This is a genomic window from Nocardia halotolerans (genome assembly GCF_042650145.1).
GTDB lineage: Bacteria > Actinomycetota > Actinomycetes > Mycobacteriales > Mycobacteriaceae > Nocardia > Nocardia halotolerans.
Map to the genome: position 1 here is coordinate 60,591 of NZ_JBHSDL010000028.1, position 24,348 is coordinate 84,938.

The 24,348-nt window shown below is 67.9% G+C and carries 17 protein-coding genes; 6 read left to right on the top strand and 11 right to left on the bottom strand.

Annotation, left to right across the window (positions count from 1 at the left end; translation table 11 throughout):
* Positions 1–2 precede the first annotated feature (2 nt).
* From ACFO5K_RS22435 to ACFO5K_RS22465, 7 genes are all read right to left on the bottom strand, one after another.
* On the bottom strand, positions 3–713 hold the full coding sequence (locus ACFO5K_RS22435) for a response regulator transcription factor (protein ID WP_378566453.1): 711 nt from the start codon (positions 711–713) through the stop codon (positions 3–5).
* Positions 710–1,972 (bottom strand): glycosyltransferase family 87 protein, encoded by a 1,263-nt coding sequence (locus tag ACFO5K_RS22440; protein ID WP_378566457.1) that lies wholly within the window; start codon positions 1,970–1,972, stop codon positions 710–712. Before ACFO5K_RS22440 ends, ACFO5K_RS22435 begins: the two co-directional genes overlap by 4 nt.
* Complete coding sequence (gene nhaA, locus ACFO5K_RS22445; protein WP_378566460.1) at positions 1,972–3,282, bottom strand: Na+/H+ antiporter NhaA; 1,311 nt, start codon at positions 3,280–3,282, stop codon at positions 1,972–1,974. Before nhaA ends, ACFO5K_RS22440 begins: the two co-directional genes overlap by 1 nt.
* A 344-nt stretch (positions 3,283–3,626) precedes the next feature.
* On the bottom strand, positions 3,627–4,133 hold the full coding sequence (locus ACFO5K_RS22450; protein ID WP_378566463.1) for a hypothetical protein: 507 nt from the start codon (positions 4,131–4,133) through the stop codon (positions 3,627–3,629).
* On the bottom strand, positions 4,130–9,148 hold the full coding sequence (locus tag ACFO5K_RS22455; protein WP_378566466.1) for a DNA repair ATPase: 5,019 nt from the start codon (positions 9,146–9,148) through the stop codon (positions 4,130–4,132). The genes ACFO5K_RS22450 and ACFO5K_RS22455 overlap by 4 nt, the downstream gene beginning before the upstream one ends.
* Positions 9,145–11,016 carry an SPFH domain-containing protein gene (locus tag ACFO5K_RS22460; protein ID WP_378566469.1) on the bottom strand — a complete coding sequence of 624 codons (1,872 nt, stop codon included), beginning with the start codon at positions 11,014–11,016 and terminating at the stop codon, positions 9,145–9,147. The genes ACFO5K_RS22455 and ACFO5K_RS22460 overlap by 4 nt, the downstream gene beginning before the upstream one ends.
* Positions 11,016–11,636 (bottom strand): hypothetical protein, encoded by a 621-nt coding sequence (locus tag ACFO5K_RS22465; RefSeq protein WP_378566472.1) that lies wholly within the window; start codon positions 11,634–11,636, stop codon positions 11,016–11,018. The genes ACFO5K_RS22460 and ACFO5K_RS22465 overlap by 1 nt, the downstream gene beginning before the upstream one ends.
* 285 nt (positions 11,637–11,921) lie before the next feature.
* On the opposite strand from ACFO5K_RS22465, the gene ACFO5K_RS22470 reads away from it, so the two are divergent.
* Complete coding sequence (locus ACFO5K_RS22470) at positions 11,922–12,512, top strand: hypothetical protein (RefSeq protein ID WP_378566475.1); 591 nt, start codon at positions 11,922–11,924, stop codon at positions 12,510–12,512.
* Positions 12,513–12,636: 124 nt separating this feature from the next.
* Here the strand turns inward: ACFO5K_RS22470 and ACFO5K_RS22475 are convergent, their stop codons facing one another.
* Positions 12,637–14,931: an esterase-like activity of phytase family protein gene (locus tag ACFO5K_RS22475; RefSeq protein WP_378566478.1), complete on the bottom strand. Its 2,295-nt coding sequence runs from the start codon at positions 14,929–14,931 to the stop codon at positions 12,637–12,639.
* A 166-nt stretch (positions 14,932–15,097) separates the two neighbouring features.
* Between ACFO5K_RS22475 and ACFO5K_RS22480 the strand changes: the two genes are divergently transcribed.
* On the top strand, positions 15,098–15,277 hold the full coding sequence (locus tag ACFO5K_RS22480) for a hypothetical protein (protein WP_378566481.1): 180 nt from the start codon (positions 15,098–15,100) through the stop codon (positions 15,275–15,277).
* 61 nt (positions 15,278–15,338) lie between these two features.
* On the opposite strand, the gene ACFO5K_RS22485 is transcribed toward ACFO5K_RS22480, so the two are convergent.
* Together ACFO5K_RS22485 and ACFO5K_RS22490 are read right to left on the bottom strand one after the other, a co-directional pair.
* A complete protein-coding gene (locus ACFO5K_RS22485; protein WP_378566484.1) occupies positions 15,339–15,815 on the bottom strand; it encodes a deaminase in 477 nt (158 codons plus the stop codon).
* 251 nt (positions 15,816–16,066) lie between these two features.
* Positions 16,067–17,644, bottom strand: a complete 1,578-nt coding sequence (locus ACFO5K_RS22490) for a serine/threonine-protein kinase (protein ID WP_378566487.1) — start codon at positions 17,642–17,644, stop codon at positions 16,067–16,069.
* 118 nt (positions 17,645–17,762) lie between these two features.
* On the opposite strand from ACFO5K_RS22490, the gene ACFO5K_RS22495 reads away from it, so the two are divergent.
* Positions 17,763–18,722, top strand: a complete 960-nt coding sequence (locus ACFO5K_RS22495) for an SMP-30/gluconolactonase/LRE family protein (protein WP_378566490.1) — start codon at positions 17,763–17,765, stop codon at positions 18,720–18,722.
* A gap of 58 nt (positions 18,723–18,780) precedes the next feature.
* On the opposite strand, the gene ACFO5K_RS22500 is transcribed toward ACFO5K_RS22495, so the two are convergent.
* A complete protein-coding gene (locus tag ACFO5K_RS22500) occupies positions 18,781–20,529 on the bottom strand; it encodes a GMC family oxidoreductase N-terminal domain-containing protein (RefSeq protein WP_378566493.1) in 1,749 nt (582 codons plus the stop codon).
* 114 nt (positions 20,530–20,643) lie between these two features.
* Between ACFO5K_RS22500 and ACFO5K_RS22505 the strand changes: the two genes are divergently transcribed.
* The 3 genes from ACFO5K_RS22505 to ACFO5K_RS22515 are packed head-to-tail and all read left to right on the top strand — an operon-like array spanning position 20,644 to position 24,321.
* The gene (locus ACFO5K_RS22505) at positions 20,644–21,543 is read left to right on the top strand and encodes an AurF N-oxygenase family protein (RefSeq protein WP_378566496.1); all 900 of its coding nucleotides are present in this window, start codon (positions 20,644–20,646) and stop codon (positions 21,541–21,543) included.
* On the top strand, positions 21,540–22,616 hold the full coding sequence (locus ACFO5K_RS22510; RefSeq protein WP_378566499.1) for a DUF4873 domain-containing protein: 1,077 nt from the start codon (positions 21,540–21,542) through the stop codon (positions 22,614–22,616). Before ACFO5K_RS22505 ends, ACFO5K_RS22510 begins: the two co-directional genes overlap by 4 nt.
* Position 22,617: 1 nt before the next feature.
* Positions 22,618–24,321: an FAD-dependent oxidoreductase gene (locus ACFO5K_RS22515; protein ID WP_378566502.1), complete on the top strand. Its 1,704-nt coding sequence runs from the start codon at positions 22,618–22,620 to the stop codon at positions 24,319–24,321.
* The last annotated feature ends 27 nt before the right edge of the window (positions 24,322–24,348 follow it).

Genomic DNA, 24,348 nt, shown 5'->3' on the forward strand with positions numbered 1-24,348 from the left:
GATCAGCGCTGCGCGTCGAGGCGGTAGCCGAGCCCGCGCACGGTGACGATCAGGCGTGGGTCGGCGGGGTCGCGTTCGATCTTGGTGCGCAACCGGCGCACGTGCACGTCGACGATGCGGTCGTCGCCGAAGAATCCGCGGTCCCAGATCCGGTCGAGCAGCACCTGTCGGCTCAGTACCAGGCCGTCGTGCTGGGCGAGTTCGCACAGCAACCGGAATTCGGTGACGGTGAGGTTCACGTCGTCGCCGTCCAGGCGCAGCGCACCACGCTCGGGCGAGAGCACCAGCCGGTGGTGCGCCGCCGCGTCGAGGACGATGTCGGTGCTGCCCTCGCGCTCCACTGTGTGGCGCGACCGTCTGCGCAGCGCCCTGATCCGCGCGCTCAGTTCCTTCACCTCGAACGGCTTGGTGACGAAGTCGTCGGCGCCGGCCTCGAGCGCGGCGACCACGTCGTGGGTGTCGTCGCGCGCGCTCACCACAATGATCGGCACGTCGTGGTCGCGGCGCAGCTCCCGGATACAGCTGAATCCGTCCATCCCGCCGAGCATCAGGTCCACGAGCATCACCGCCGGTGCGCCACGGCTGTGCACCTGATCCAGCGCGCGTTCGCCGGATTCGGCCTCGGCGACGACGTAACCTTCGTCCTCCATCGCCAACCGCAGCGATTCGCGCACCCGGGTGTCGTCCTCGACGATCATCAGCGGTGTGTTCATCCGGTGACTCCAGTAACCCGCGCGGGCTCGGTGCCGAGGGCGTCGCGGTCGCGGGGCGGGAAGTCGGGTGCGAGGCTCGGTGGGTCGATGCCGTCGGCGAGGCGGCCCTGTCGCCGGGCCGCCAGGTACCGGTCGGCCAGCACACAGCACACCACGATCAGCAGCAGCCCCCAGCCGAACGGGGTGCGTGAATACTCCAGGTCACGCCCGATGTCCGGCCAGCGGAACAGCAGCCAGGTCTCGTAGCTGGCGAAGGCGAAGATCGCCAGCCAGGCCGGCCAGTTGCGCAGCACCGAATTCCTGAGCACCACGGTGAACAGGAACGGGAACAGGAACATCGAGTAGTACTGCTGGCCCAGCGAACTCAACGTGAACTCGGCGGTGAGCAGCACCCCGGTGGCGGTGGTGACGAAGAACAGTTCCTGATCGCGGTAGTACCGGTACAGCAACCACAGGCTGACCGCCACCAGCACCGCGAACAGCCCGCGCACCAGCAGCGTCGCGATGGGGGAGATGCCGTGATAGAGGCCCATCCCCGAGATCGAGGAATTGAAGTAGTCGCGCACCTGCAGGCTGTAGGGCAGGTTGTGGACGAAGTAGTGCGCCGGGTCGGCGGCCAGCGGCCACGCGATGGCGGTGGTGACCACCGGCATCGCCACCGCGATCGCCACCGTCGACCACTGTTTGCGCACCGCGGGCAGCAGCAACAGCGGCACCAGGATCGGTTTGATCGCGATCGTCAACCCCAGCACCACACCCGCCGCCACATCCCGCCGGGCCAGCAGCAACGACAGGAACACCACTTCGGCCAGGAAGAACAGCCCGTTGACATTGCCGAAGGTGAGGGTGTTCACCAGCGCCTCGGACAGGAACAGCGCGAAGTAGGCGGCCGGCGCGAGTGGCGACTTCAGGGTGTAGCCGAACATCCGCAGCAGCAGATACACCGCCAGCATCGCCGCGAGCAGGTTCAGGAACAGGAACACCGTGCGCCCGGTCGCCTCGTCGAACAGCCCCAGCGGCGCCAGTAGCAGCGTGCCGCCCGGCGGGTACAGGTAGTGCGGATCCACCGAGGTCAGATTCGCGGTGTACACCGGTTCGTGGCGTAAGAAGGCGTTGATCGCGTTGTAGACGGGCCGGAAGTCGTTGGTGTGGTGGCCCGGCATCGCCTTGTAGAACACCATGTCGAGGGCGGTCACCAGTGCCAACGGCCACAGCACCAGCTTGGCGATCGCACCGGGTGTGCGCGGGCGTTCCCGCATCAGCTGGGAGTCTGCGGGCGTTGATACACGTCGGGGATGCCGTCGCCGTCGTCGTCGCGTTCCTCGGCCTCGGCCAGCACTCGGTAGACCCTGTTGCGGGCGCGCAGCACGACGGTGGCCAGCACCGCCGCGGTGAGCGTGCCGAACAGCACACCGATGCGCACATGGTCGGCCTGGGCGTCGCCGGTGAAGGCCAGTTCACCGACCAGCAGCGACACCGTGAACCCGATGCCGCCGAGTAGGGCGACACCGCTGACATCGATCCAGGACAGTTCCGCGTCGAGTTCGGCGCGGGTGAGTTTCACGGTCAGCCAGGTGGTGGCGGTGATACCGACCAGCTTGCCCACCACCAGGCCCGCCATGATGCCGAGAGTGATGCGGTCACCGAGCGAATCGGTGAGCCCGCTGAGCCCGCCGATGGTGACGCCCGCGGCGAAGAACGCGAACACCGGCACCGCGAATCCGGTCGACAAGGGCCGGATCAGGTGCTCGAACCGTTCGGCGAGGCCGTGCTCGGCATCGGTCTCCCCACGCCCGAGCAGCACCGGGACCGTGAAGCCCAGCAGCACACCGGCGACGGTGGCGTGCACGCCGGAGGAGTGCACCAGCCACCAGGTGACCAGCGCCAGCGGCACCAGCAGCCACGGCGCACTGACCCGCCGCTGCACGGCCAGGGCGAACAGGGCCAGCGGGATGAGCGCGGCGGCCAGGTACGGCAGGTCCAGTTCGCTGGTGTAGAACACCGCGATCACGGTCACCGCGAGCAGATCGTCTACCACGGCGAGGGTGAGCAGGAAGGTGCGCAGCGCGGCGGGCAGGTGGGTGTTGATCACCGCCAGCACGGCCAGCGCGAACGCGATGTCGGTAGCGGTGGGGATGGCCCAGCCGTCCAGGGTGCCGGCCGGACCGCCGCGGTTGATCACCACATAGATCAGTGCGGGCACCACCATGCCGCCCACCGCGGCCACCACGGGCAGCGCGGCGCGGCGCGGGTCACGCAGGTCGCCGGCCACGAACTCGCGTTTGAGTTCCAGACCGACCACGAAGAAGAAGATCGCCAGCAGCCCGTCGGCGGCCCATTCGCTCAACGACAGGTTCAGGTGCAGCGCGGACGGCCCGATGTGCACCTCGCGCAGTGCCTCGTAGGCGTCGGCCCACGGGGTGTTCGCCCAGATCAGTGCGACAGCGGCCGCGATGATCAACAGCACCCCGCCCACGGTCTCGCGCCGCAGCACCGAGGCGATACGCCGCGATTCCGGCCAGCTACCGCGGGTGAGGGCTTGGCGGCGGGGCTGCTGCGATGGCGTCATCGAGTCCCCGCCCCGAATAGTCGGTTGGTCGAGCCTGAACTGTCGGCAGATAGCAAGTGTCGGTACCCGTCACCAATCGAACCCGACCCGACGGGATTCGAGCCGGATTGCCGACCAGACTTCCCGGCGCACCTACTGTAAAGATGCCGTACCACCCACACCCATCGCAAACCGACCGCGCCGACCGCTGCCGAATCGAGTCCGATCACACCGGATCATTTCCGAGGCACGACGTGCTCTACCGCATGGTTTCCGGTGATCGGGGAACTGCACGCCTGTCGGCGCGAATGCTGCGGGCCGGGCGCCCGGACTCGCGGACCCCGGCGCCGCGGCGACCGGGTTCATCACGAACCGGCTGTGCGCTGCGGACACTCGAGCTGGAGTTTCTGGGTTCGGGTGTTGTGGCGCCAGTTCTTCGACAGCTCGGCTTGCCACTCGCCGGTCTTGCTGTGCAACCGCCACGCTGACAAGACGCAGCGCGCGACCACGCCGTCCCGGGTGACCAGGACGGGCTCGTTCTGGAACGGATCGCCGGAGTCCAGCAGTGGGCGGCCGGCGAGGAACGTGTATCCGGACGCTTTCGTGATGGCTTCGGCCTGGAGTTGCTGTCGTGGACCGGATATCTCGGTAGCGGTCGCCGCGATCACGATGATGAGTACCGCGGCGGTGGTCGCGCCGAGGACGTAGGCAACGCCCTGTGCCCACCCCAAGGCGTCGCGCACGTTCGCCACACACAGCGCGGCGATGAGGAGCAGTACGATTCCGGCGGCGATGCGCCAGCGGTTGTCGCCGGCGAATGAGCGGCCACCGAGTTCGACGATCACCTCGTAGACCTCCGGTGACCGGGTCACTGCTGCCGGATCACTCGGTGGGCGGCGTGATGGCCGGTGGGTTGGCTTTCGGCGACGCCGCGGATGGCTGCTTCTACGGCGGTGAGGCGGTCGGCGAGCAGGCCGAGGCCACCGATCGCGCGGATCATGGGGTCGTCTTCGTTGCCGCCGAGGGCTCGGTCGCGGACGTAGGCGGTTTTGACGGCGGTCCAGCGGGTGGTTTGAGTGGGGGTGAGGCGGCCGCGGAGTTCGGCCAATTTGAGCAGGTTGGCTTCGGCGTTGGCGGCGAGGGTTTGGGCTTCGCCGCGGTAGTGGTCGTCGATCAGGGTTTCCAGTTCGGTGTCGTTCATCACCGCCACGATGCGGCCGGTGAGGCCGTTCATGTCGCGGTAGGAACCCTGGAGCTGGAAGGGGGGTTCGGTGCGGGCGGTGTCGGTCATGGCGGCCGAGGCGATGTAGGCCCGGTTGACCGCCAGCACGACGTCGCGCACGTGGAGCAGTTTGGTCAGCACCGAGGTGAGGTCGGACAGTTCGGCGGGGGAGTACGGGTGGGTGAGTTGATCGGTTTGCACGGTGTCGTCGCCGCCGGCCAGGCGCAGCAGCAGTTCCAGGTCGCCGCGTTCGCGGGCCGACAGCGGTGCGAGCACCGGGTTGGTGGTCAGCGCGTTCTCGATGTAGCTGAGCGCGAACAGGTCGTCGCGGCCGGACAGCACATCGCCGAGGTTCCACACATCGGCACGGTTGGCGAGCATGTCCGGGACACGGAAACGTTTGCCCTGTTCGGTGTAGGGGTTGCCGGCCATGCAGACCGCGAAGCGTTTCCCGCGCAGGTCATAGGTGCGGGGCTCGCCTTCCCAGACGCCTTCGATGCGCCGTTGCGCGTCGCACAGCGAGATGAACTTCTGCAGGAGTTCGGGGGAGGTGTGCTGGATGTCGTCGAGGTAGAGCAATGCGTTGTTGCCCAGTTCCAGGGCGAAGTTGATCTTCTCGACTTCGCGGCGGGCCGTCGCGTTCGGCGCGGCGGCCGGGTCCAGGGAGTGCACGGCATTGCCGAGCGCGGGCCCGTCGACCTTGACGAAGATCAGGCCCAGCCGCGCCGCCACGTATTCCATGAGCGTGGTCTTGCCGTAGCCCGGCGGTGAGATCAACAGCAGCAGACCGGACTGGACCGCCCCGCTCGCCTCGCCCGGGGTGCCGAGCTGGCGGGCCAGGTTGTCGCCGATCAACGGCAGATAGACCTCGTCGAGCAGCCGATTGCGGACGAATCCGCTCATGACGGCCGGCTTGTAGTCGTCGAGTCGCAATTGCTGCCGCTGGGCGGCGAGCAGCTCGTTGCGCCGGTGCAGGTGTGTGCGGAACGCCGGAACGGTGTGGGTGCGGAAGTGCTGCGCGCGTGCGGTGAGTTCGGCCAGGCGCACCGGCAGCACCTGCCCGTCGATGCGCGGATGCGCACCGAGCAGCCCAGCGACGCTGGTGGCGAGTTCGGCGTCGCAGTCGTAGCGGGCGGTCTGCTCACCGCCGAGTTCGATCACGACAGCCTCGACCAGGTACTCCGAATGCTCTGCCACACCGGCACGTTCGGTGAACGCCCGCAACCAGGTGGTGACCAGGTGATACCGGCGCGGCAAGTCCGTGTCGAGCGAGCCGATGTCGCGCTGGAAGTCGGCGTAGGCGCCCGGATGTGCCGCCTCGAGATGCCGGCGGAATCCGGCCGTGAGTTCGCGAGCGGCCGCGGCGGTGACGAATCCCGCGGTAGGGTCGGCGATTTCGTGGAAGAGGTAGGTCGCCGCCAAGTGGACGTCGACCTCGGCCAACCCGAGTCGGGCGATGAAGTCGCTTATCGCGCAGGCAATTTCCTGGATCATGTCGGCCCGCGCGGCGGGGTCGGCGAAGAGCTCGGCGGCACGGGCGGTGGAGCTGATGCGGGTGACCCAATGTGCGCGCGTGCCGGGGTCGTGCGGTTGCCAGTCGTCTCCGCCGAACAGCCACCACAGCTGCGCTGCCGCCCGGTCGACCGGACGATAGCGCAGCAGCCCAGCGGCGGCGTGCAATTCGAGCAGCGCCCGCAGGATCAGTGTGGCGTCGTGGTCGTGCACACCGAGCTGGTAGCCCTCGTCATAACGTTGCCGCGCCACTTCGCGCACCACGGCATCGAGTGTTCCCGCCGCCGCGGCCTCGTGCAGTTGCGCGATCTCGGCCGGCGCTCCCTCCACGTCGGCCAGGATCGAGGTCGCGAGGAATTCGGCCCGGTACATCGATGCGGTCTCCGAGACCAGCAACTGCGACCACAGCGCGGCCTCATCGGCACCGAATTCGGCCGCGGGCAGCGGTGCCCGGTAGTCGGTACCGTTGATCGCGAAGATCAGCGAGTCCTCGTGCGGCACCAGCGCGAGCTCGGGTTTCGCCGTGGTGACCGCGAACCGATGCTGCCCGAGCCGGATCGTCTCGCCGCCGTCGGCGTAGAGGTCGCGGCGGTCGCGCAGCACCCGCCCGGCCTCGGAGCGCACCGTTTTGACGCGGCCGTCGAGCTCCTCGGCCGAGACCACTTCGCCCGCGGTGCGCAGGTCGGTGATGGTGCTGCGCAGGCGCAGCACCATCGGGTCGGCGGCGAAGTAGGCGTTCACCTCGTCGAGCGAGGCCAGGGCACTGCTGCGACGTTCGATGCTCGACAGCATGCGTTGCGCGGAGTCGAGCAACCGGCGCGCCCGCTGGGACCGCTCGTCGAGCAGGTTCTGCTTGCGGGCGGCGAAGGCCTCGTAGATGTCGTCGCGGCTGCTCGCGATGCGTTCGGCGAAGTCGTCGAACGCGCCGAAACGGGTTTCGAGCCCCTCGATGCTCAGCAGCAGTTTCGCGACATGGTCGTCGCACGCCTCCGGGGTGTCGGCCATCGCGAGCGCGCTGGTGACCGCCTGCCCGAGCAGCGCGAATTCGGCGGCGAACTCCGCACGCCCCTCGGCCGCCGCCAGTTCGGCACACCGCGCCTGCACGGTCGCCCTGGCCCGGTTGGCCGCGGCCAGCACGGTGGCGACGCGTTCGAGGATCCCGGTGCGCAGCGTCGCGTCACCGATGTCGAGGCCGGTGACCACGTCGATGACGGTCTGCAAGCCATCGGTCTGCTCGGTCAGCCAGTCCTGGATCGGGGCGGCTTCGGCGACGGTGCCGAGCACCGACGCGCGTTCCAGGGTTTCCTCGATCGCACGGGAGTAGTCGTCGAAAGACCCCGGGTCACTGAGGAATTCCACACAGCTGTGGCTGGCGCCGTCGAGCGCGCCGGCGACTGTTTTCGCCAGTTCGTCGAGTCGGCCGGTGTCGACGTAGCGCAGTTCGCGCAGGGTCTCGACCTGTCCCGCCGCGCGGCGCAGGGCGGTGAGCTCATCGACCCAGCCCTGCGCACTCGCGTGCCCGCCGCCGGTGCGTACCAGCGTGGCGATCTGTTCGGCGGCGGCGTTCACCGAGCCGGCGGCCTGAGCCGTCCTGGCCTGGACCTTGGTGAACTCGTCCACGACCTGTTCGGAGGTGGCGCGCAACGCCGTCAGCGACTCGGACAGTTCTCCGAATTCGGGGTCGGTCAGCCAGTGGTGGTGATCGGCGGTGCGCACACACGCGGCGATGATGGCTTCGAACACATCGGTGGTGGCGGCCATGTCGGCGACCATGCGAGTCACCGACAGACAGTCCGACAGCCCGCGCACCAGTTCGGCATTGCCGATCCGGGCCAGCGGTCCGTTGTGCGCGGGCGCGCGCGCCGCGTGGGTGTCGGCGACGAACGGGGTCTGCCACACCTGCATCGTGTGCACCCGCGTCGGTTCCGCCGAGATCGCCCGGAACACCACCATGGTGCCGTCGTCGAACAGCGAATACCCGTGGCAGGTGATCGGCGCGGCGACCTGCTTGCGAATCATGTTGTAGGACAGCAGCAGAGTGCGGCCCTCGTTGCGGGCGTGGAAGACGTAGAGCACGTCCTCCCCGTTGGCGGCGCGCACCGTGCGCTCGTACTCGAGGTCGTCGATCGCGGTGTCGAAGGTCTTGTGGACGCCGGTCTCGAGGTAGTAGCCACCGGGGAAGACGATGCCCTGGTCCTCGGGCAACAACCGGCACGACAGCCCGATCCCGTCGAGCCGCACCACCGTTCGGGTCCTGGTGTTGAAAACCAGGTGCCGCCAGACGGTCTCGTTGTAGGGCCGGATGCGCAACAGGATGAGCGCACCGACCTCGGCGTAGTACACATCGGCGTCGGCCAGGCTCTGCAACGGCTCGTCCACCGGTTCGGCGTAGACGCCCGTGCCGGTCTCGGTGCTGTTCTCCACCTTCACCGTGAGCGTGCCGCCGAGGGTTTCTACGAACACCTTGCCCAGGATCGACAGATGCGGGTGGCGGCCCGACACCTGGTCGTCGCGGGTCGTCTCGGTCCATGCGAACTCGTGGGCGGGCGGGAACACGTGGTCGCGTTCGCCCCGGTTGTCGAGATACCGCACCGCGCCCGCCGGGTCGAGTTGCCAGCGCAGCACCTTGATGTCGTCGGTGCGCTGCCCGGTCTGGAACACCGCCAGCATCCGGCCGTCGAGCCTGCGCAACTGCAGCAGCTTGGTCTGGGTGTAGTACCGGTACAGTTCGGCGAAGTCCCGCTCGAAGCGCGGGTCGTCGAGCAGGCCTGTCGATTCGGCGGCGTGGAAACCGAATTCGTCACCGTCGCGGTGGAAGCGGTGCGCGGCGAACACGTCACCGACCTCGGTCTGCGGCTTCAGCCCGAAGAAGACGTTGTAGCCGAACAACATCCGGCCGTCGTCGATCGCCACGATGTCGCGCGGCACGCAGTTGTGCTCGGTACGGATGTGTTCGGTGCCGACCAGCGCCAGCTCGATGCCACCGAAGTCCGCGATCCGGCGCTCGTTGAGTTCCTCGCAGCGCCTGGCCAGTTCGTTCGCCTGTTCGTGCAGGCGAGTGCGCAGCACCTCGTAGGTGCCGCCGTCGAGGGCGGCACCCTGGGCCGACGAATCGGTCCCGGCCGAGATGTGCCGCGGCTGCGGCGCGCTCACTTGTCCAGCAGGAGGCCGAGCGCGGCAGCCTCATCGGTCTTGTCCGGTTCGGCACCGTTGCGCGCCAGCAGCGAACCGACGACAGCGGTGGCCGCGGTGCCGGTATCGGAGTGCAGCAGCCGGTCCAGACCCTTGCCGAGACCGATCGAACCGACGAGCTTGTCCAGGAACATCGACTCCCCGCCGACGATGTCGATCTTGGCGTTCTGCAGTCCGGCGGTGAGTACGTCGGCCTGGGACTGGGCCACGTCGCGGTGGGCCTGCACGGTGGCCAGCTCCACCTCCTTCTGCAGTTCCAGCCGCAACCGGAATTCCTCGTGCTCGCGGGTCGCGTCGTCGAGGACGGCCATGGCCGCGGCCTTCTCGTGCAGGCCCTCGGCCTCGCCCTTGAGCTTGTCGCGCAGGCCGTCGGCTTCGACCGTGTTGCGTTCGCGCAGCACCGCGGCTTCGGCGCGGCCGACCTTCTCGATCGCGTCGGCGTCGCGTTCGCGCACCTGCGCCTGCGCCAGCCCTTCGGCGGCCGCTTCGGCCTGGGTGGCCTCGGCGAGCCGGATCTTGGCCTTGGCGTGCAGTTCCGAAGCGGCGACCTCGGCTTCGGCCAGCGTCATCGACTCCTTGGCCCGGAACTTCGCCGCGGCCTCCGCGGCTTCGGCGGCCTTGATGTCCTTGACCAGGTGTTCCTGCGCCTCGGCTTCGGCGCGGATGATGATGGCCTGGCGCTCGCGCTCAGCGGCCTCCACCGACCGCAGCCCCTTGATCTTCTCTTCCTGCTCGGCAACGGTCCGGTCGACCGCGACGCGCTCGCGCACCACCTCGGCGACGGTGCGCCGCTCGGTTTCGAGCTCCCGCTCGTTGCCGATCTGGGCCAGCGACACCGCCCGATCGCGGTCGACCACCTCGAGCTGGCGGTCCTTCTCGATGCGCTCGGATTCGATGGCGATCACCCGCTCGCGGTTCTTCTCCGCGACGGCGATCTCCCGATCCTTGTTCTGGGACTGGATGCCCAGCGCTTCGTCGGTGCGCATCGCGGCGGCGTGTGCCTTGAGCCGTTCCTCGGCCTGCACCCGCAGGATCTCGGCTTCCTCACGCGCACGCAGGGTTTCGACCTCACGACGCTGCCGGTTCTCCGCGTCGGCCTGCTGGCGCTCCAGTTCCAGCACGGCGCCGCGGGCCTCCACGTTCTGGCGCGTGATCTCCTTTTCCTCGTGCCGACGGAACTCGTTGGTGCGCACGTGCTCGATGGCGGTGAGCTCGGTGATCTTGCGAATACCCTGCGCGTCGAGGATGTTCTGGGCATCGAGCTGGATCAGCGGCGTCTGCTCGAGGTAGTCGATGGCCGCGTCTTCGATGCTGTAACCGTTGAGGTCGGTGCCGATCACGGCCATGATCCGGTCACGGAACTCGTTGCGGTGGGTGTAGAGGTCGGTGAAGTCCAGGTGCTTGCCGACGGTCTTGAGCGCCTCGGAGAATTTGGCGCTGAACAGTTCCTGCAGCGTGGCCTGGTCGCTGGCGCGGGCGGTGCCGATGGCCTGGGCCACCTTGATCACGTCTTCCACGGTCTTGTTCACCCGCACGAAGAAGGTGATGCGGATATCGGCGCGAATATTGTCCCGGCAGATCAAACCGTCGCGGCCCACCCGGGCGATCTCGATGGTTTTCACCGAGATATCCATGAGTTCAGCCTTGTGCAGCACCGGCAGCACCACCGCGCCGGTGAAAGTCACATCGACTTTGCGCATCTTCGAAACGATCAGAGCATGACCCTGACTGACCTTTTTGAACAGCCGGCTCACGAGGAACACGACGGCGAGTCCGACGAGCAGCAGCAGTGCGATCAGCACGCCGGCTCCGATAGCGATGGTTGACATCAGTTCCCCTCCAGTGCGGCCACCCAGAACGTGTCTGTGGCCGGGTCGTATTCGAAGACGACAGCGGAATCCCCGTATCTCAGGGGAGCGGTCTCGGCGTGCGTGGTGCTGAGCCGGACCTGGATGAGTGCCGACGAACCGTCGGCGGAAGTGAGTTCGGCCTGACCGAACTCGGTGTCTACGCGACCGGTGCGCACCACGCACACCCGGCCGATGAAATCGTCTCGTGACGGTTGCCGGTCGGCACGGAAGAAGCGGCGCAACGGGATCACCACGAGCCGGGTACCGGCGACGGCGGCAACCACCGCCGCGACCAGCACCAACACTCCGGCGAACAGTGCGGCGATCCCGGACAGCCCGATCGCCGTGACCGCGACCGTGCCGACGAGACTGGCGAACCACGACAGGGCGACCAAGCCGGTGATCGCGACCGTCACCGGCACACCACCCAGCCCGAGCGCGTCCAAACCACCCACGGCGGTGCCGGACTCCTCGCCGTCGAGCAGCTCGGTCTCCGCACCGCCGACCAGCACGAGCAGCCAGAAACCGACGACAACGAGCAGCGCGAAGCTGAACAGCGCGGTGGGAAAGCTCAGGGTCGCGGCAAGAAATTCACCCACGCGGCGGCGAAGTGATCACGGGCAGGCATGCCACATGAGAATCGCCGCGATGATCGATATGAAACCCCACGAAGTGCACCGAAATCTCCCCACGTCGAACGAACCTCGAATTCGCATGAATTTCGAGATGCCGACCAGTCTTCCCGGCTCACCTTCGTTCAAGGATGCCGCAAAAGGCCCACGCGCGCAACTCGATTCACGTCGAGTTGCGGTGGTCTCCGGAAAAGTACGGAAACGCGATGGGGCGGTTAGGGTCTGGATGTAGCCGGCACGAAGGGACACCAGATGGACAACACCGAACCGCCGAACCCCGATCAACGCTCCATGATTCACCGCAATCGGTGGATCCTGATCGCGAGCGCGGTCGGCGCGGTGATCGGGCTGACCCTCGCCGGCGGTGGCCTCAACCACTTGAAACCGCTGTTCGGCATCGACAGTGACGCGGTGCGTCTGACCGAACCCGATGTCGTCCAAGGGCTTGCGCGACTCACCGACCCCGAGATCCAGCGCGCCCTCGCGGCCGCCAAGAACAGCTACAGCGCGGACGTCGAGTCGGTGGCCGCCGCCTACGGTGGCACGAGTCGGCACCCCGAGCTCATGGTCCATGTGGTGGCCTCGAAATTGAAGAATCCGGAGACCAACCTCGACCTGCTGTTGGCCGACGCGCTCGGCACCACACCACCGGACGCGACACGGGTCGACGCGGGGTCCTCGGGCGGCATCGCGCAGTGCGGAACGGGTGAACTCGACAGCGGTCCGGCCGCTGTGTGCACCTGGGTGGCCGACGACAGTTTCGGCAAGTTCATCTGGGTAGGCGCTTCGCTGGCGGAGGCGAAAGACCAGTTCACGGCCATTCGGAGTCAGTTCGAGAGCTGAGGACTGCATCCTGCTCAGACCCCGGGAACGCCTGTGTCGCGCACCGGTGGGCCCACGGGGCCGGGGCAGGCTGTGTGGATCGAGGACGGCGCCGACGCATTGTCGGCGCTGCCCTCGGGGTCGATCAGTCCAGTGCGCCCAAACGGAGCAGGACCGTTTCGCCGGTGGCATCGTCGAGGCCGTCGTTGTCGGTGACGGCGAAGAGCTCACCGTTGCCCGCGATGGTCAGGCCCTCGACTTTTTCCTGCACCCAGCCATTGGTGGCCCGCAGGTCGGGGAGCAGGTCGCGGGCCTCGGTCTTGGCGAGGACCGCGGGCGCTGTGGTGCCGGTGACGCCGGGCTCGGTCGGGATCTGCACCCGGGTCACCGATTTCAGTGCCGCGGCCGGGCCGTTGAGCTTGTCGCGTTCGAGCAGCAGCAACGAGTCGCCGTCGACCACGATCTCGGACAGGCCGATCCAATCGCCGTCGACGTCGGTGCGGTCGAGTTGGTAGCCGTACCACTGCCATTCGCCGGTCTTCGCGACGTACTTGCCGATCCGCGCGACACCCTCCGGATCGCCCTTCAGCTCACGCTGCACAGCGACCCACACGGTCTCCTCCTCACCGGAACCCTGGACCGCAACACCTTCGAGGCCCTGCTTGCCCAACCCGGCGGCGATCTCGGCGGGCAACGCGATCCGCTGCTCGATCGCACCGTCACCGGCCACGCGCACCAGCTCGTTGCCCGGCCCGTCCTTGCCTTCCACCGCCAGGTAGAAGCCGCCGTCCTGCCGTGCCGCGAGTCCTTCGATATCGAGGCTGATCGGCTTGCCCTGCTCGGTCACCGGTACTTCGGTGTCGATCACGGCCGGGGCCACCGACACATCCATTCCCAGGATGCGCGCCGGACCGTAGGCGATGTCGGTGGCGGTGAACAGCCGGTCGGCGGCGGCCGGATCGGCGCTCAGCGCACCGAGCGCACCCCAGCCGATCGGAACGCCCTCGGCATCGGCCGAGACCACCGACGGGAATTCCGGTGTCGCCGCGCCCGCATGGTCGGCACCGAAACCGAACATCGAAATCGTGCCGCGCACACCGGCTTCCGCGTCGTCTTCTTCCGAAGAGATCGCCAGCAGGTTGCGCGCGGGGATGGGCACGATGCCTTCGGGACCGACGCCGGTGGCGAGCACCTGCCGGAACACCGGATTCTTCACGTCCGAAACGTCGTACACCGCAACGAAGTTGCTGCGCTCGGAACCCACGAGCACCACCGGCTTGCCGTCCAGTTCGGTGACGGCCAGACCCTCGGGTTCGGTGCCCTTCTTGCCCGCCCGCGAGTCGTTGAACAGGCCGACGCGCACCGCGAGCTGTTCGAAGGAGTTGCCCGCGTCCCAGACCACCTCGCCGGTCTTCACGTCGAAGATGGTCCAGCCGCGGGTGCCGCCCTTCCAGTCGCCCTCGTTCGCGGTGGCCACATGATCGTCACCGATCCAGGCGATCGTGTCCGGTTCGCGGGGCTGTTCGTCGACCGAACCGGTCTGATCGATGCGCCCGTCCTTCTGCACGTCGACACCGTCGACTGCGGTGCTACCCGCGGAGAAGATCGTGCGCACCGCGCCCGTGGCGGCGTCGATGATCGCGATCCCATTGTTCTCCTGCAGCGACAGGGCCACCTCGCCGCGGGAATTGAAGCTCACGTACTCGGGCTCGAGGTCCTCCGGCGCGGCCAGACCGGCAGTTCGTGCGGCATTCTCGTCGAGGCGCACCTGCGCGGCCGACCACTTGTCCGGCGCACCCGAGAGATCGAGCAATTGCACGAACCCGGTGGGCGCCTGCGGCAGATCGCCCTCCTCGCCGTCGGGCGGGGTGTGTGACTCGTCGCGCTGGTTCTCCATGGCGATGGCGGCGTGCTCGCCGTCCTCGCTCACCGCGATCGAGTCCGGCTGACCACCGAGATCGATGCTGTGCACCTTGGTGCGGTCGCTGATACGCACCACATCCACGCGCCCGGACGGCGCGGCGAAGTCGCCGCCGCTGCTGTCCACGACGACCAGCACATACTCGCCCACCACGGCCACCGAGGTCGGCTGATCGTCGTCGTGCCCCAGCTGCGCCAGCGAGACCGTGCCCGCGCCCTTGGGCTGCCGCGGGTCGCTCAGGTCGAGGAAACCGATCCGCTTGCCACCGGCGTCGGTGTAGATCAGCGTCCGGCCGTCGTCGGTGACCGCCGAGATCTCCGCCGAGGTCTGCGCCTCGGCATCGCTGCCATCCGGCCGGTTCTCGAAAATCGGGTAGGTGGCCAGCCGGTGGTAACTGGTCGCGGCATCGCGCTCCCACCCCGGCGCGGCCGCCGGACCACCGGTCGAATCGTCGGCCCCGCAGGCCACGGCCAGCACCGCCACCGTCGCGACCGCCGCACCCAGACGCCATTTTCTCATTCCGGCCAACATCCAACTCCTAGCAAACGCACTCGTCCCCACAGGCGGGGGAACCCGGCGATCGTCGCGCAACCCGGTAGCGGTCAGGTAGCCGGCGGATGAACCGGTCGCGAAAAGGGGGAGGGCGGGCATGGCACCCGCTGCGCCGACGGCGGACACTGGAGGAATGGCTGACAGGGAACAACGCACACCGTTCTACGGAGTGGTGATGATTCTCGCGGCGCTGGGTGCGTCGATGGCGGTCACCTATTACGGCCCGACGTGGTTCCGCGTCATCGTGTACATCCTCACGGTGGTGGTCATCATGGTCGGCGGCGTGATGACCTTCCGCGACTACTCGCGCTGACGCTGCGAACGCGACGCCTCGCCCCGGTGCACCGGGGCGAAGCGCACCGGCGCCTGCGCGCTCAACGGGCCGCCGCGTACTCGGCGAAAACCTCCAGCGCACCAGCCACCGGAACCGGCCCTTCCACCACCACCGGCACACCCCCGGACTCCGCCACCTCAGCGCAGGTCAAGGTGAACATCGGCCCGCCCGGCGGCAGGTACGGCGCGAAGTCGGCCGTAGCGGCGGCGAAGACGATGCGGGTGATGCCGGCCAGCACCATGGCCGTCGCGCACATCGGACAGGGCTCGCCACTGGCATACACCGTCGCGCCGACGAGATGCGGCCCGTAACCGGCGCCGATGGTGTCGGCGATGGCCGCCAGCTCGGCATGGCGGGTCGGATTCCCGGAGGTGATCGCCGCATTCTCGCCCTCGGCCACCACGTCGCCGTCGTCGTCCACCACCACCGCGCCGAACGGCCGATTACCGGCAGCCGCCGCCCGCCGAGCGAGGTCGATGGCGCGGCCCAAATGGATGTTGTCGATGTCTGTGGTCATCGGTTCGGACGATAGTGGACGCGCGCCGCACAGTCACACAGTGTGCGTACGCCCCGGCCGCTGAGGCTCATGGCGATACCGCATCGCGCATCGGACTGCCCCGGCTGCTCTTTCTGGAAGAGGAGTACCTGCGCGCGATGACCGAAGCCGAACTGCGCTGGGTCGAGAATCTGTTGAAGGACCTGCGTTCGGGCAGCCTCGACTGGGACGGGAGTGGCTCGACGAGATCGCCGCGCGCCTCGATCCCGGCTTCAGTTGATCAGACCCGAAAGTGCCAGAAAGGTGCGCGCCGCCTCGACATCTTTGAAGCCGTCGGCCGAAATGGCCAGACCTGAGTCGGCATTCGACCAGTACACCCCCGTATTGGCGGCGTTCGACGGGATTCTCGCGACGGTGTCACCCTGGTCGATCAGTTCACCGACATACACGCTGATGCCTCGGCGGATATTGTCGACGTGTTGTGCGGGCGCCCGCTGGATGGTGCCGTGAAAGGTGAGCTCGCCGGTCCGTGTACCGCTGACGAGCATGGCATCCCCACCCGTGATCTTGCAGGTGAGCCCGCCGTATTTGGCTACGCTGCAGCTGGAAGCCTGCCGGAGTTCGGCCGGCAATGCCGCCTCGATGGCTGCGGGTCCGTACGCGAGCCGGTCCCAGATCTCGAGGCCGGCGAAGGTCGCGCCGATGCCGACGAGACCCAGCAGCAGAACACCGAGTACGACCGGCCAGCTCCGACGGGGTCTCCGCTGTGGAGTGGATGGGTGATACGCGGCTCGGCTCTGGTTCGGTGGCATGAACTGGTCTGCGGGTGCATGCTGCGGCCACACCGGCACCGGCGGCCTCGCCATGATCGGCGTGGGTGCGGCCACCACTGTCGGCGCCCCGCGCGTTCGTAGCGCTTCTGCCGCTGCTGTGGCGAAGTCCGCGCAGCTGGCGAAGCGAGCCTCCGGTCGTTTCGCCAGCGCGCGAGCGAGTACGGCGTCCAGATGGCCAGGCAGGTCCGGACGTCGGCTGCTCAGAGGGGGCGGTGGCTGCCGCATCTGGGCGTCGATCAACGCGACCGGGTTGCTTGCGGTGAAGGGCGGATCACCGGTCAGCAGGGTGAACAAAGTGCACGCCAGTGAGTATTGATCACAGCGGTGATCAAGCGGCAGCGAGGCCAACTGTTCCGGTGAAGCGTAGGCGAGGGTCGCGGTGAAGGTCCCGGTCCGGGTCAATCCACGCATGTCATGCGACCTTGCAATGCCGAAGTCGGTCAAAAGGACTCGTTCGGGCTCGCCTGATCCGGGCTGGTCCAACAGGATGTTGGCCGGCTTGATGTCGCGGTGCAGCACCCCGCGCCGGTGGGCATGGTCGAGTGCTGCGCCGATACCGGTGACGATGCGCATTGCCCGCTCGGGATCGACGATTCCGAGCGAGGCGGCGTCGGTACCAGCGACATACCGCATCGCGATCCACGGCACCGTGTCTTCGACACCACGGTCGTACACCGAGACGATGTTGGGGTGCTCGAGTTGCGCCGCGAGGTCGGCCTCCCGCTCGAATCGGGACCGGATCTCGGTGTCGGCGAACATTTCCGGGTTCAACAGCTTGAGGGCGGTCAGCCGCGGCAGTCGAGGATGCCGGGCCAGGTAAACGGTGCCCATACCGCCGTGGCCGAGAACTCTCTCGATCTGATATCCGGCGAATACCTCACCACTGCGAAGCCCCGACACCTGACCCCCTCCGATCGCGCTATAACCGAGCGTGCAAATGCTATCGGCAACAGGCGGTTCGGCAACGTTCCGGTTGTCCCGCAGGGGCTCGCATCCGAGTCCCCGACCGGTGCCCACCCGTCTCGTACCGGGCTGTCAGGGGCACGGCCTGCTGGTACGCACGGACGTCCACTTCGTCGACGGGGTTGCCATTGACCGTCCTGCGGCCGGCGGAACCCCGACGTACAGTTCGTTCATGAACGACAGAGTTCGCGGTTCGGTGGTGGCGCGTATCCTGTGTTGCGTCGCGCTTGCGGCAGCACCCTTGCTCGCGATCACATCGGCCTCGGCTCAACCCTCACCGTGCGGTGCGGTGTGGGAATCCTCGGAAGTGGTTTCGGGTCTCGGCAAGCTGGAGAATCTCGAGCCCGACGGCGCAGGCGGGTTCTACCTGGCGGGTGTCGAACGCGGCGTGATCTATCACCTCGACGCCGAGCACACCGTGACCACTGTCGCCACCGGGCTCCACGCACCCGCCGGCCTGCGGTTGCTCGGTTCCACGTTGTACTTCCTCACCGGCGACAGCGTCGAAGCCAACCTTTTGAATCTGCCGACCGGCGCGCTCAACCGGCTCGATCTCGGCACCGGCGCGGTCGAGGTGCTCGTCGAAGGACTCACCGCCCCCAACGGCCTGCTCCTGCTGCCCGACGGCGACCTACTGCTCAGCTGGGCCGTCGTGGTCGGCGCAGGCACCGGGGTGTCGCGCTACAGCCCCGCGACGGCGACGTTCACCCCGAACTGGGCGCCGGTACCCAGCTCCAACGGCCTGTCGCTGAGCCCCGACCACACCGCCGTCTATGTGTCGAATTCGGCGACCGGCGCCTTCTATCGCGTCCCGCTCGACACGCCCGCCGACTACACGACACTGCCCAGCGGCTTCGGACCGCTCGTCGACGCACCCGACGACTTCGCGACCACCGACCGCGACGAGCTCTACGTAGCGCTCAACTTCGCGGGCAAGATCGCGCACTACGACCCGGCCACGGGAACGACCTGCGACATCCGCACAGGTCTGCACGCACCCACTTACCCGCCGGGACCGACCTCGGTCCGCATCGCCCCCGACGGCGATGGTCACGCCCTGTACGTCACCGCGTCGACCGGCTCCCTCTACCGCCTGCGCCCACCGACCGGGATCGACCTGAATCCGGGTTGAGGGTCTGAGCTGTCGCGATTGCGACAGGGCCATCAGCCCACGTAGACATCGCTCGTGCCTATCCCGTACGTGATGGCGTACCGGATCTGTCTGCGTGGTTGCCGCGCACGGTCGGCACCGGCAGCACGACCAACGCCGCGGGCGCGTCCGCGGGCACGGTGGGGTACTGCGGTGCCACCGGTGTGACCGGGGTGTAGCCGAGGCTCTGGTCGGGTCGGGGGTCGGTGTCGCCCTTGTTAGGCCAGAAGGCGGCGGCGCGTTCGGCTTGGGCGGTGATGGTGAGCGACGGGTTCACCCCGAGGTTGGCCGAGATCGCCGCGCCGTCGACGACGCTCAGGGTGGGGTAGCCGTACACGCGGTGGTAGGCGTCGATGACGCCGGACTCGCGGTCGGCGCCGATCACGGCGCCGCCGAGGAAGTGCGCGGTCGCCGGGATGTTCACCAGGTCGCCCCAGCTGCCGCGCGGCTGTCCGCCGAGCTTGTCGGCGACGCGGCGGGTGAACTCGTTGCCGACCGGGATCCAGGTCGGGTTGGGTTGGCCGTGCCCCTGCTCGGAGGTCAATCGGCGGCCGAAGACGCCGCGTTTGGAATAGACGGTGATGGAGTTGTCCAACTGCTGCATCACCAGGGTGACGATGGAGCGTTCGCTGGCGCGGCGCAGATCGAATACGCGCAGCATCGCCATCGGGTGGGCCAGTACCAGGAAGAGGAACCGCAGCCAGCGGGGGATCTTGCCGCCGCCGTCGACCATCAGCGTCTGTAGCAGTCCGAGGAAGTTGGAGCCCTTGCCGTAGCGGACCGGTTCGAGGTGGGTGTCGGGTGTGGGGTGCACAGAGGAGGTGATCGCCACACCGCGGGTGAGGTCGCGGCCCGGCACGACCTTCATGCCGACCGCGGCGACAATGGACTCGGAGTTGGTGCGGGTGAGCCGGCCGAGTTTGCCGGAGAGTTCGGGCAGCACTCGCTGATCGCGCATCCGGTGCAGCAGTCGCTGGGTGCCGAGGGTGCCCGCGGCGAGGACCACGTGACCCGCGGTGACGGTCCGCGCCGACTTGCGGACCCAGGCGCCGGTGCGCTCGGTCGAGACATCCCAACCGCCCTCGGCGCGCGGGCGCAGCGCGGTGACGGTGGTCATCGGAATGATCTGCGCCCCGGCCTGTTCGGCGAGGTGGAGATAGTTCTTCACCAGGCTGTTCTTCGATCCGAACTTGCAGCCCACCATGCAGTCGCCACATTCGACGCAGCCGGTGCGTTCGGGCCCCGCACCGCCGAAGTACGGGTCCGGCACCGTTTTGCCGGGCTCGCCGAAGTACACGCCGACCGGCGTCGGGGTGAAGGTGTCGCCTATGCCCATCTCGTCGGCGACGGCCCGGAAGATCTCGTCGGCGGGGGTGAGGTGCGGATTGCGTACGACGCCGAGCATCTTCTCGGCTCGCGCGTAGTACGGGGTGAGTTCGGCTTGCCAGTCGGTGATGTCGCACCACTGCGGATCGCGGAAGAACGTCTCCGGCGGCACATACAGGGTGTTGGCGTAGTTCAGCGAGCCACCGCCGACGCCGGCGCCGCCCGCGATGAGGACATCGCGCAGCAGATGGATGCGCTGGATGCCGTAGCAGCCGAGCTTGGGTGCCCAGAGGTAGTCGCGGACATGCCAGCTCGTCTTGGGCAGTTCGTGGTCGGCGAAGCGGCGACCGGCCTCGATCACGGCGACCGTGTAGCCCTTCTCCACCAGCCGCAGTGCGGTGACACTGCCCCCGAATCCGGAACCGACGACCACGACATCGAAATCTGCGGCTGGCTCGGTCATATGTTGTGCTCCTGGTGTCGGCATTGACCCTGCGGACTGCAACAATAGACAGATAGTTGGAAAGTGTCTATCTTTCTAGGCAGGGCCCTTTCGTGGCTGTATGAGGAGGATGTCATGACAACGTCGTCAGTACCGACAACTCGCAACGAGGTCGCCGACCGCCTGATCGACGGATCGATCCGGCGATCGCACAACTCGTTGCTCGAGATCGACTGGGACGCCGCGCAAGACCCCGACCTGTTCTATATGCCGCCGGAGATGCTCACCCTCTACGGCACCGCGCTGTGGGAGCAGATGACTCACCGTGAGCGCGTGGAACTTTCGCGTCAAGAGGTCGCCAACACCTTCAGTCGCGCGGTGTGGTTCGAGAACACCCTCAACCAGGGCCTGCTGCGGGCCATGCTGTACCAGGACCCCACCTCCGCGCACGTGCACTACGCCCTGACCGAACTCGGCGACGAGACGCGCCACATGGTGATGTTCGGCAAGATGGTCAGCGCGATCGGCGCCGAGCCGTACCGGCTGTCGCTGCCGCAGGCGCTGTCGGTACAGGCCCTGCCGATGTTCTACAAGGGTCTGATGCTCTATGTCGCCGCGCTGTGTGGCGAGGAAGTGATCGACGACGTGCAGCGCCGGTTCATGCACCACCCGCAACTGCAGCCGATCGTCGCCCAGACCATGCGTATTCACATCGCCGAGGAAGCCCGCCACATCCGCTTTGCCCGTGAGGGCGTGCGCAGGCATGTGCGCACGGCGCCGTGGTGGTCGCGCACGTTCTGTGCCACGGCCAACGGTGCGGGCGCGTTCATCCTCGATCGGATGTTCCTGGACAAGCGGGCCTACGAGCGCTGTGGTCTGCCGGTCGCCGAGGCCGTCCGCCAGGCGCGCGCCAACGAGCACTCCCGGGCACGTCGTCGCGATTCCTTCGCCGACCTGCGTGGGTTCCTCGAGGACAACGGCCTGCTCAACCCGGTTTCCCGGTTCATGTGGCGTCGGTACGGCTTCCTCGCATGAGCGAGCAGCCGACCCCGTGCCATGACATCGTCGTCATCGGCGCGGGTTTCGGCGGCCGGTGCGCCGCCGGTGCGCTGCGCGCGGCGGGCATCGACAACGTGACCGTGCTGGACGGCGACGACGAGGTGGTCTCGCAGGTCTTCGACGACGACACCTGGACGTTGCGCACCAGCGCCGGTGAGGAATTCGTCACCCGCGCGGTGATCGCGGACACCGGCCCGCCACATACCGGTGCCCCTGGCCGCACGCTGCCCGGGCTGGGTGGAAGGCTCGGGCGGTCGATCTATCTGGCCGTGCCTGCCTCGTGCCTGTTCGAACACGCGCGCATCTCCTTCGATCACGAGACGGCCGCCGCGGCGTTCCGCCACCAGCAGGGCACGAACCAGGCCGAGGCAGCCGAGACCTACGTCGGCATCGCGGCCAACGGCGTGCCGAACTACTTCGCGCTGACCGCACTCGATACCGGCCTCGGCGATCGGATGGCGATGCTCGTCATCGAGGCGCAGGTCCGCTACATCGTGCGACTGCTCGTCGCGTTGAACGAACGCGAGTACACCCGCGTCGAGCCCAAGGCGCACGTGCAGGCGCAGTTCAACCGGGAGCTGCGGCGAGAGCCGGCGGGCGCCGGGTGGACAGTGGGTGGTCGCCGCGGCGAACGTTCGACCCGGTCTCAGCCGTATTGGCGTCGCCTCCGGCGCGCGAACCTCGGCGATTTCGAGTTCACCCGCCTCACCGACCGAGAAGAGGACGAGGACTACTCGGGACCGGCGGTGCTGATCGATGCCGACGGCGACCGCCACGAGGTGCACGTGCACCTACTCGCGGTGTACGAGCCGGTGGAGAACACCGTCCGCTGGTACGGCCGGGTCGCACCGTCGCCGCGACTGCGGGCGCTGCATGTGCGCAACAACCTGCCCATCCAGTTGCGGATCGGTGCCAACGACCCGGTCGACGGTGTGCTCGTCGACGCCGACCCGTGGGGCGGTTCCCGCATCCACGGCCGTGGCGCCTACCCGTACCCGCCGGTCCTCGATGCCGAGCTCGAGCAGCTGTTCGCCGCCCACAAGGATTGACATGGCCTACGTAATCACGCAGAACTGCTGCAACGACGCGTCCTGCCTCGCGGCGTGCCCGGTCGGCTGCATCCACCCCACCCCCGACGAGCCGAATTTCGCGACCGCCGAAATGCTCTACATCGACCCCGGCACCTGCATCGATTGCGGTGCGTGCGCGGACTGGTGCCCGGTCGACGCGATCAAGTCCGACCGCGTGCTCACCCCGGACCAGGCGCCCTACCCGGCGATGAACGCCGCCTACTACGCCGACAACCCGATTCAGCCGGGCTGGCGCCACCGGGACGCGCCGCCGCTGGTGACCATCGGTCGCGCGCCGCTGCGGGTCGCGATCGTCGGGGCCGGTCCGGCCGCCTGGTACTGCGCCGAGGAACTGCTGGGGCAGCCGGGTGTCGAGGTGTCGATGTTCGACAAGTTGCCGACGCCCTACGGCCTCGTCCGCCACGGCGTAGCTCCCGATCATCCAGCGACCAAGCGGGTGATCGACCAGTTCCGTTTCGATCGTGATCAGAGCGCGCGCTTCGGGCTCTTCCTCAATGTCGAGGTCGGCGAGCATGTCGGCCACGCCGAGCTGATGGACCACCATCACGCGGTGATCTACGCCTACGGCGCGGCCACCGATCGGCGCCTGGACATCACCGGCGAGGACCTGCCCGGTTCGGTCGCGGCGACCCGCTTCGTCGCCTGGTACAACGGTCATCCCGACTACGCCGACCTCGACCCGGACCTGACCGGTCGGCGCGTGGTGATCGTCGGTAACGGCAACGTGGCACTGGATATGGCCCGGCTCGTCGTCACCGATCCGGGCAAGCTGGCCGGGACCGATATGGCCGACCACGCGGTGGCCGCACTGCGCCGGAGCAATGTCGAGGAAGTGGTGATCCTCGGTCGCCGTGGTGCGGCCGACGCGGCGTTCACGACACCGGAACTGCTCGCCCTGACCCAGCTGGCCGACGTCGATGTCGTCGTCGACGCGCCGGATCTCACCGCGGAGCTCACGGCCGCGTCGAACGCGACCGTGCGCGGCAAGCTCGCCCTGCTGGCTAGTCTGCCGGACACCGCACCCGATCCCGGCCGTAAACGAATCATCTTGCGCTTCAGCACCGTTCCGCTCGAGATCGTCGGTGCCGACCGCGTCGAAGGAGTCGTCGTCGCCACGACCGAGGTGGCGGCCGGTGCCGACGGAGTACGGCGGGCGCGGGTCGGCGACCGCACCGAGATCATCGACACCGCACTGGTGATCCGCTCGATCGGCTTCCGTGGCACCGCGTTGCCGGGCGTCCCGTTCGACGAGGTCACCGGCACCGTCCCGAACGAGGCGGGCCGCGTCATCGACAGCGCGTCGCGTCACCCGCTGACGGGTGTCTACACCAGCGGCTGGATCAAGCGCGGCCCCTCGGGGGTGATCGGCACGAATCGATTGTGCGCCAAGGAAACTGTCGCGAACCTGCTCGCGGACTTCCTCGCGGATCGGCTGCCCACGCCACGCGCCGCGGGTAGTGCGCTGACCCGCCTGGTGCGTGACCGTCAGCCCGACACCGTCGACGCGCGCGGCTGGGCGGCGATCGACCGGGCCGAACGCTCCGGTGGTGCCGAGACCGGCCGACCGCGGCGCAAGTTCACCGATCGCGCGGCCATGGTCGAGGCGGCCCGGCCCCATCCGGTGCGCCGGCTCGCGCTCTCCGTACTGACCCGGTCACGCTGATCCCTGGTTCGGTGTTCTTTCGCGGAA

Bases quoted from the DNA above. Each gene is read 5' to 3' on its own strand.
- ACFO5K_RS22435 (WP_378566453.1), bottom strand. From the start codon at position 713: ATGAACACACCGCTGATGATCGTCGAGGACGACACCCGGGTGCGCGAA.
- ACFO5K_RS22440 (WP_378566457.1), bottom strand. From the start codon at position 1,972: ATGCGGGAACGCCCGCGCACACCCGGTGCGATCGCCAAGCTGGTGCTG.
- nhaA (WP_378566460.1), bottom strand. From the start codon at position 3,282: ATGACGCCATCGCAGCAGCCCCGCCGCCAAGCCCTCACCCGCGGTAGC.
- ACFO5K_RS22460 (WP_378566469.1), bottom strand. From the start codon at position 11,016: ATGTCAACCATCGCTATCGGAGCCGGCGTGCTGATCGCACTGCTGCTG.
- ACFO5K_RS22470 (WP_378566475.1), top strand. From the start codon at position 11,922: ATGGACAACACCGAACCGCCGAACCCCGATCAACGCTCCATGATTCAC.
- ACFO5K_RS22475 (WP_378566478.1), bottom strand. From the start codon at position 14,931: ATGAGAAAATGGCGTCTGGGTGCGGCGGTCGCGACGGTGGCGGTGCTG.
- ACFO5K_RS22480 (WP_378566481.1), top strand. From the start codon at position 15,098: ATGGCTGACAGGGAACAACGCACACCGTTCTACGGAGTGGTGATGATT.
- ACFO5K_RS22485 (WP_378566484.1), bottom strand. From the start codon at position 15,815: ATGACCACAGACATCGACAACATCCATTTGGGCCGCGCCATCGACCTC.
- ACFO5K_RS22495 (WP_378566490.1), top strand. From the start codon at position 17,763: ATGAACGACAGAGTTCGCGGTTCGGTGGTGGCGCGTATCCTGTGTTGC.
- ACFO5K_RS22500 (WP_378566493.1), bottom strand. From the start codon at position 20,529: ATGACCGAGCCAGCCGCAGATTTCGATGTCGTGGTCGTCGGTTCCGGA.
- ACFO5K_RS22505 (WP_378566496.1), top strand. From the start codon at position 20,644: ATGACAACGTCGTCAGTACCGACAACTCGCAACGAGGTCGCCGACCGC.
- ACFO5K_RS22510 (WP_378566499.1), top strand. From the start codon at position 21,540: ATGAGCGAGCAGCCGACCCCGTGCCATGACATCGTCGTCATCGGCGCG.
- ACFO5K_RS22515 (WP_378566502.1), top strand. From the start codon at position 22,618: ATGGCCTACGTAATCACGCAGAACTGCTGCAACGACGCGTCCTGCCTC.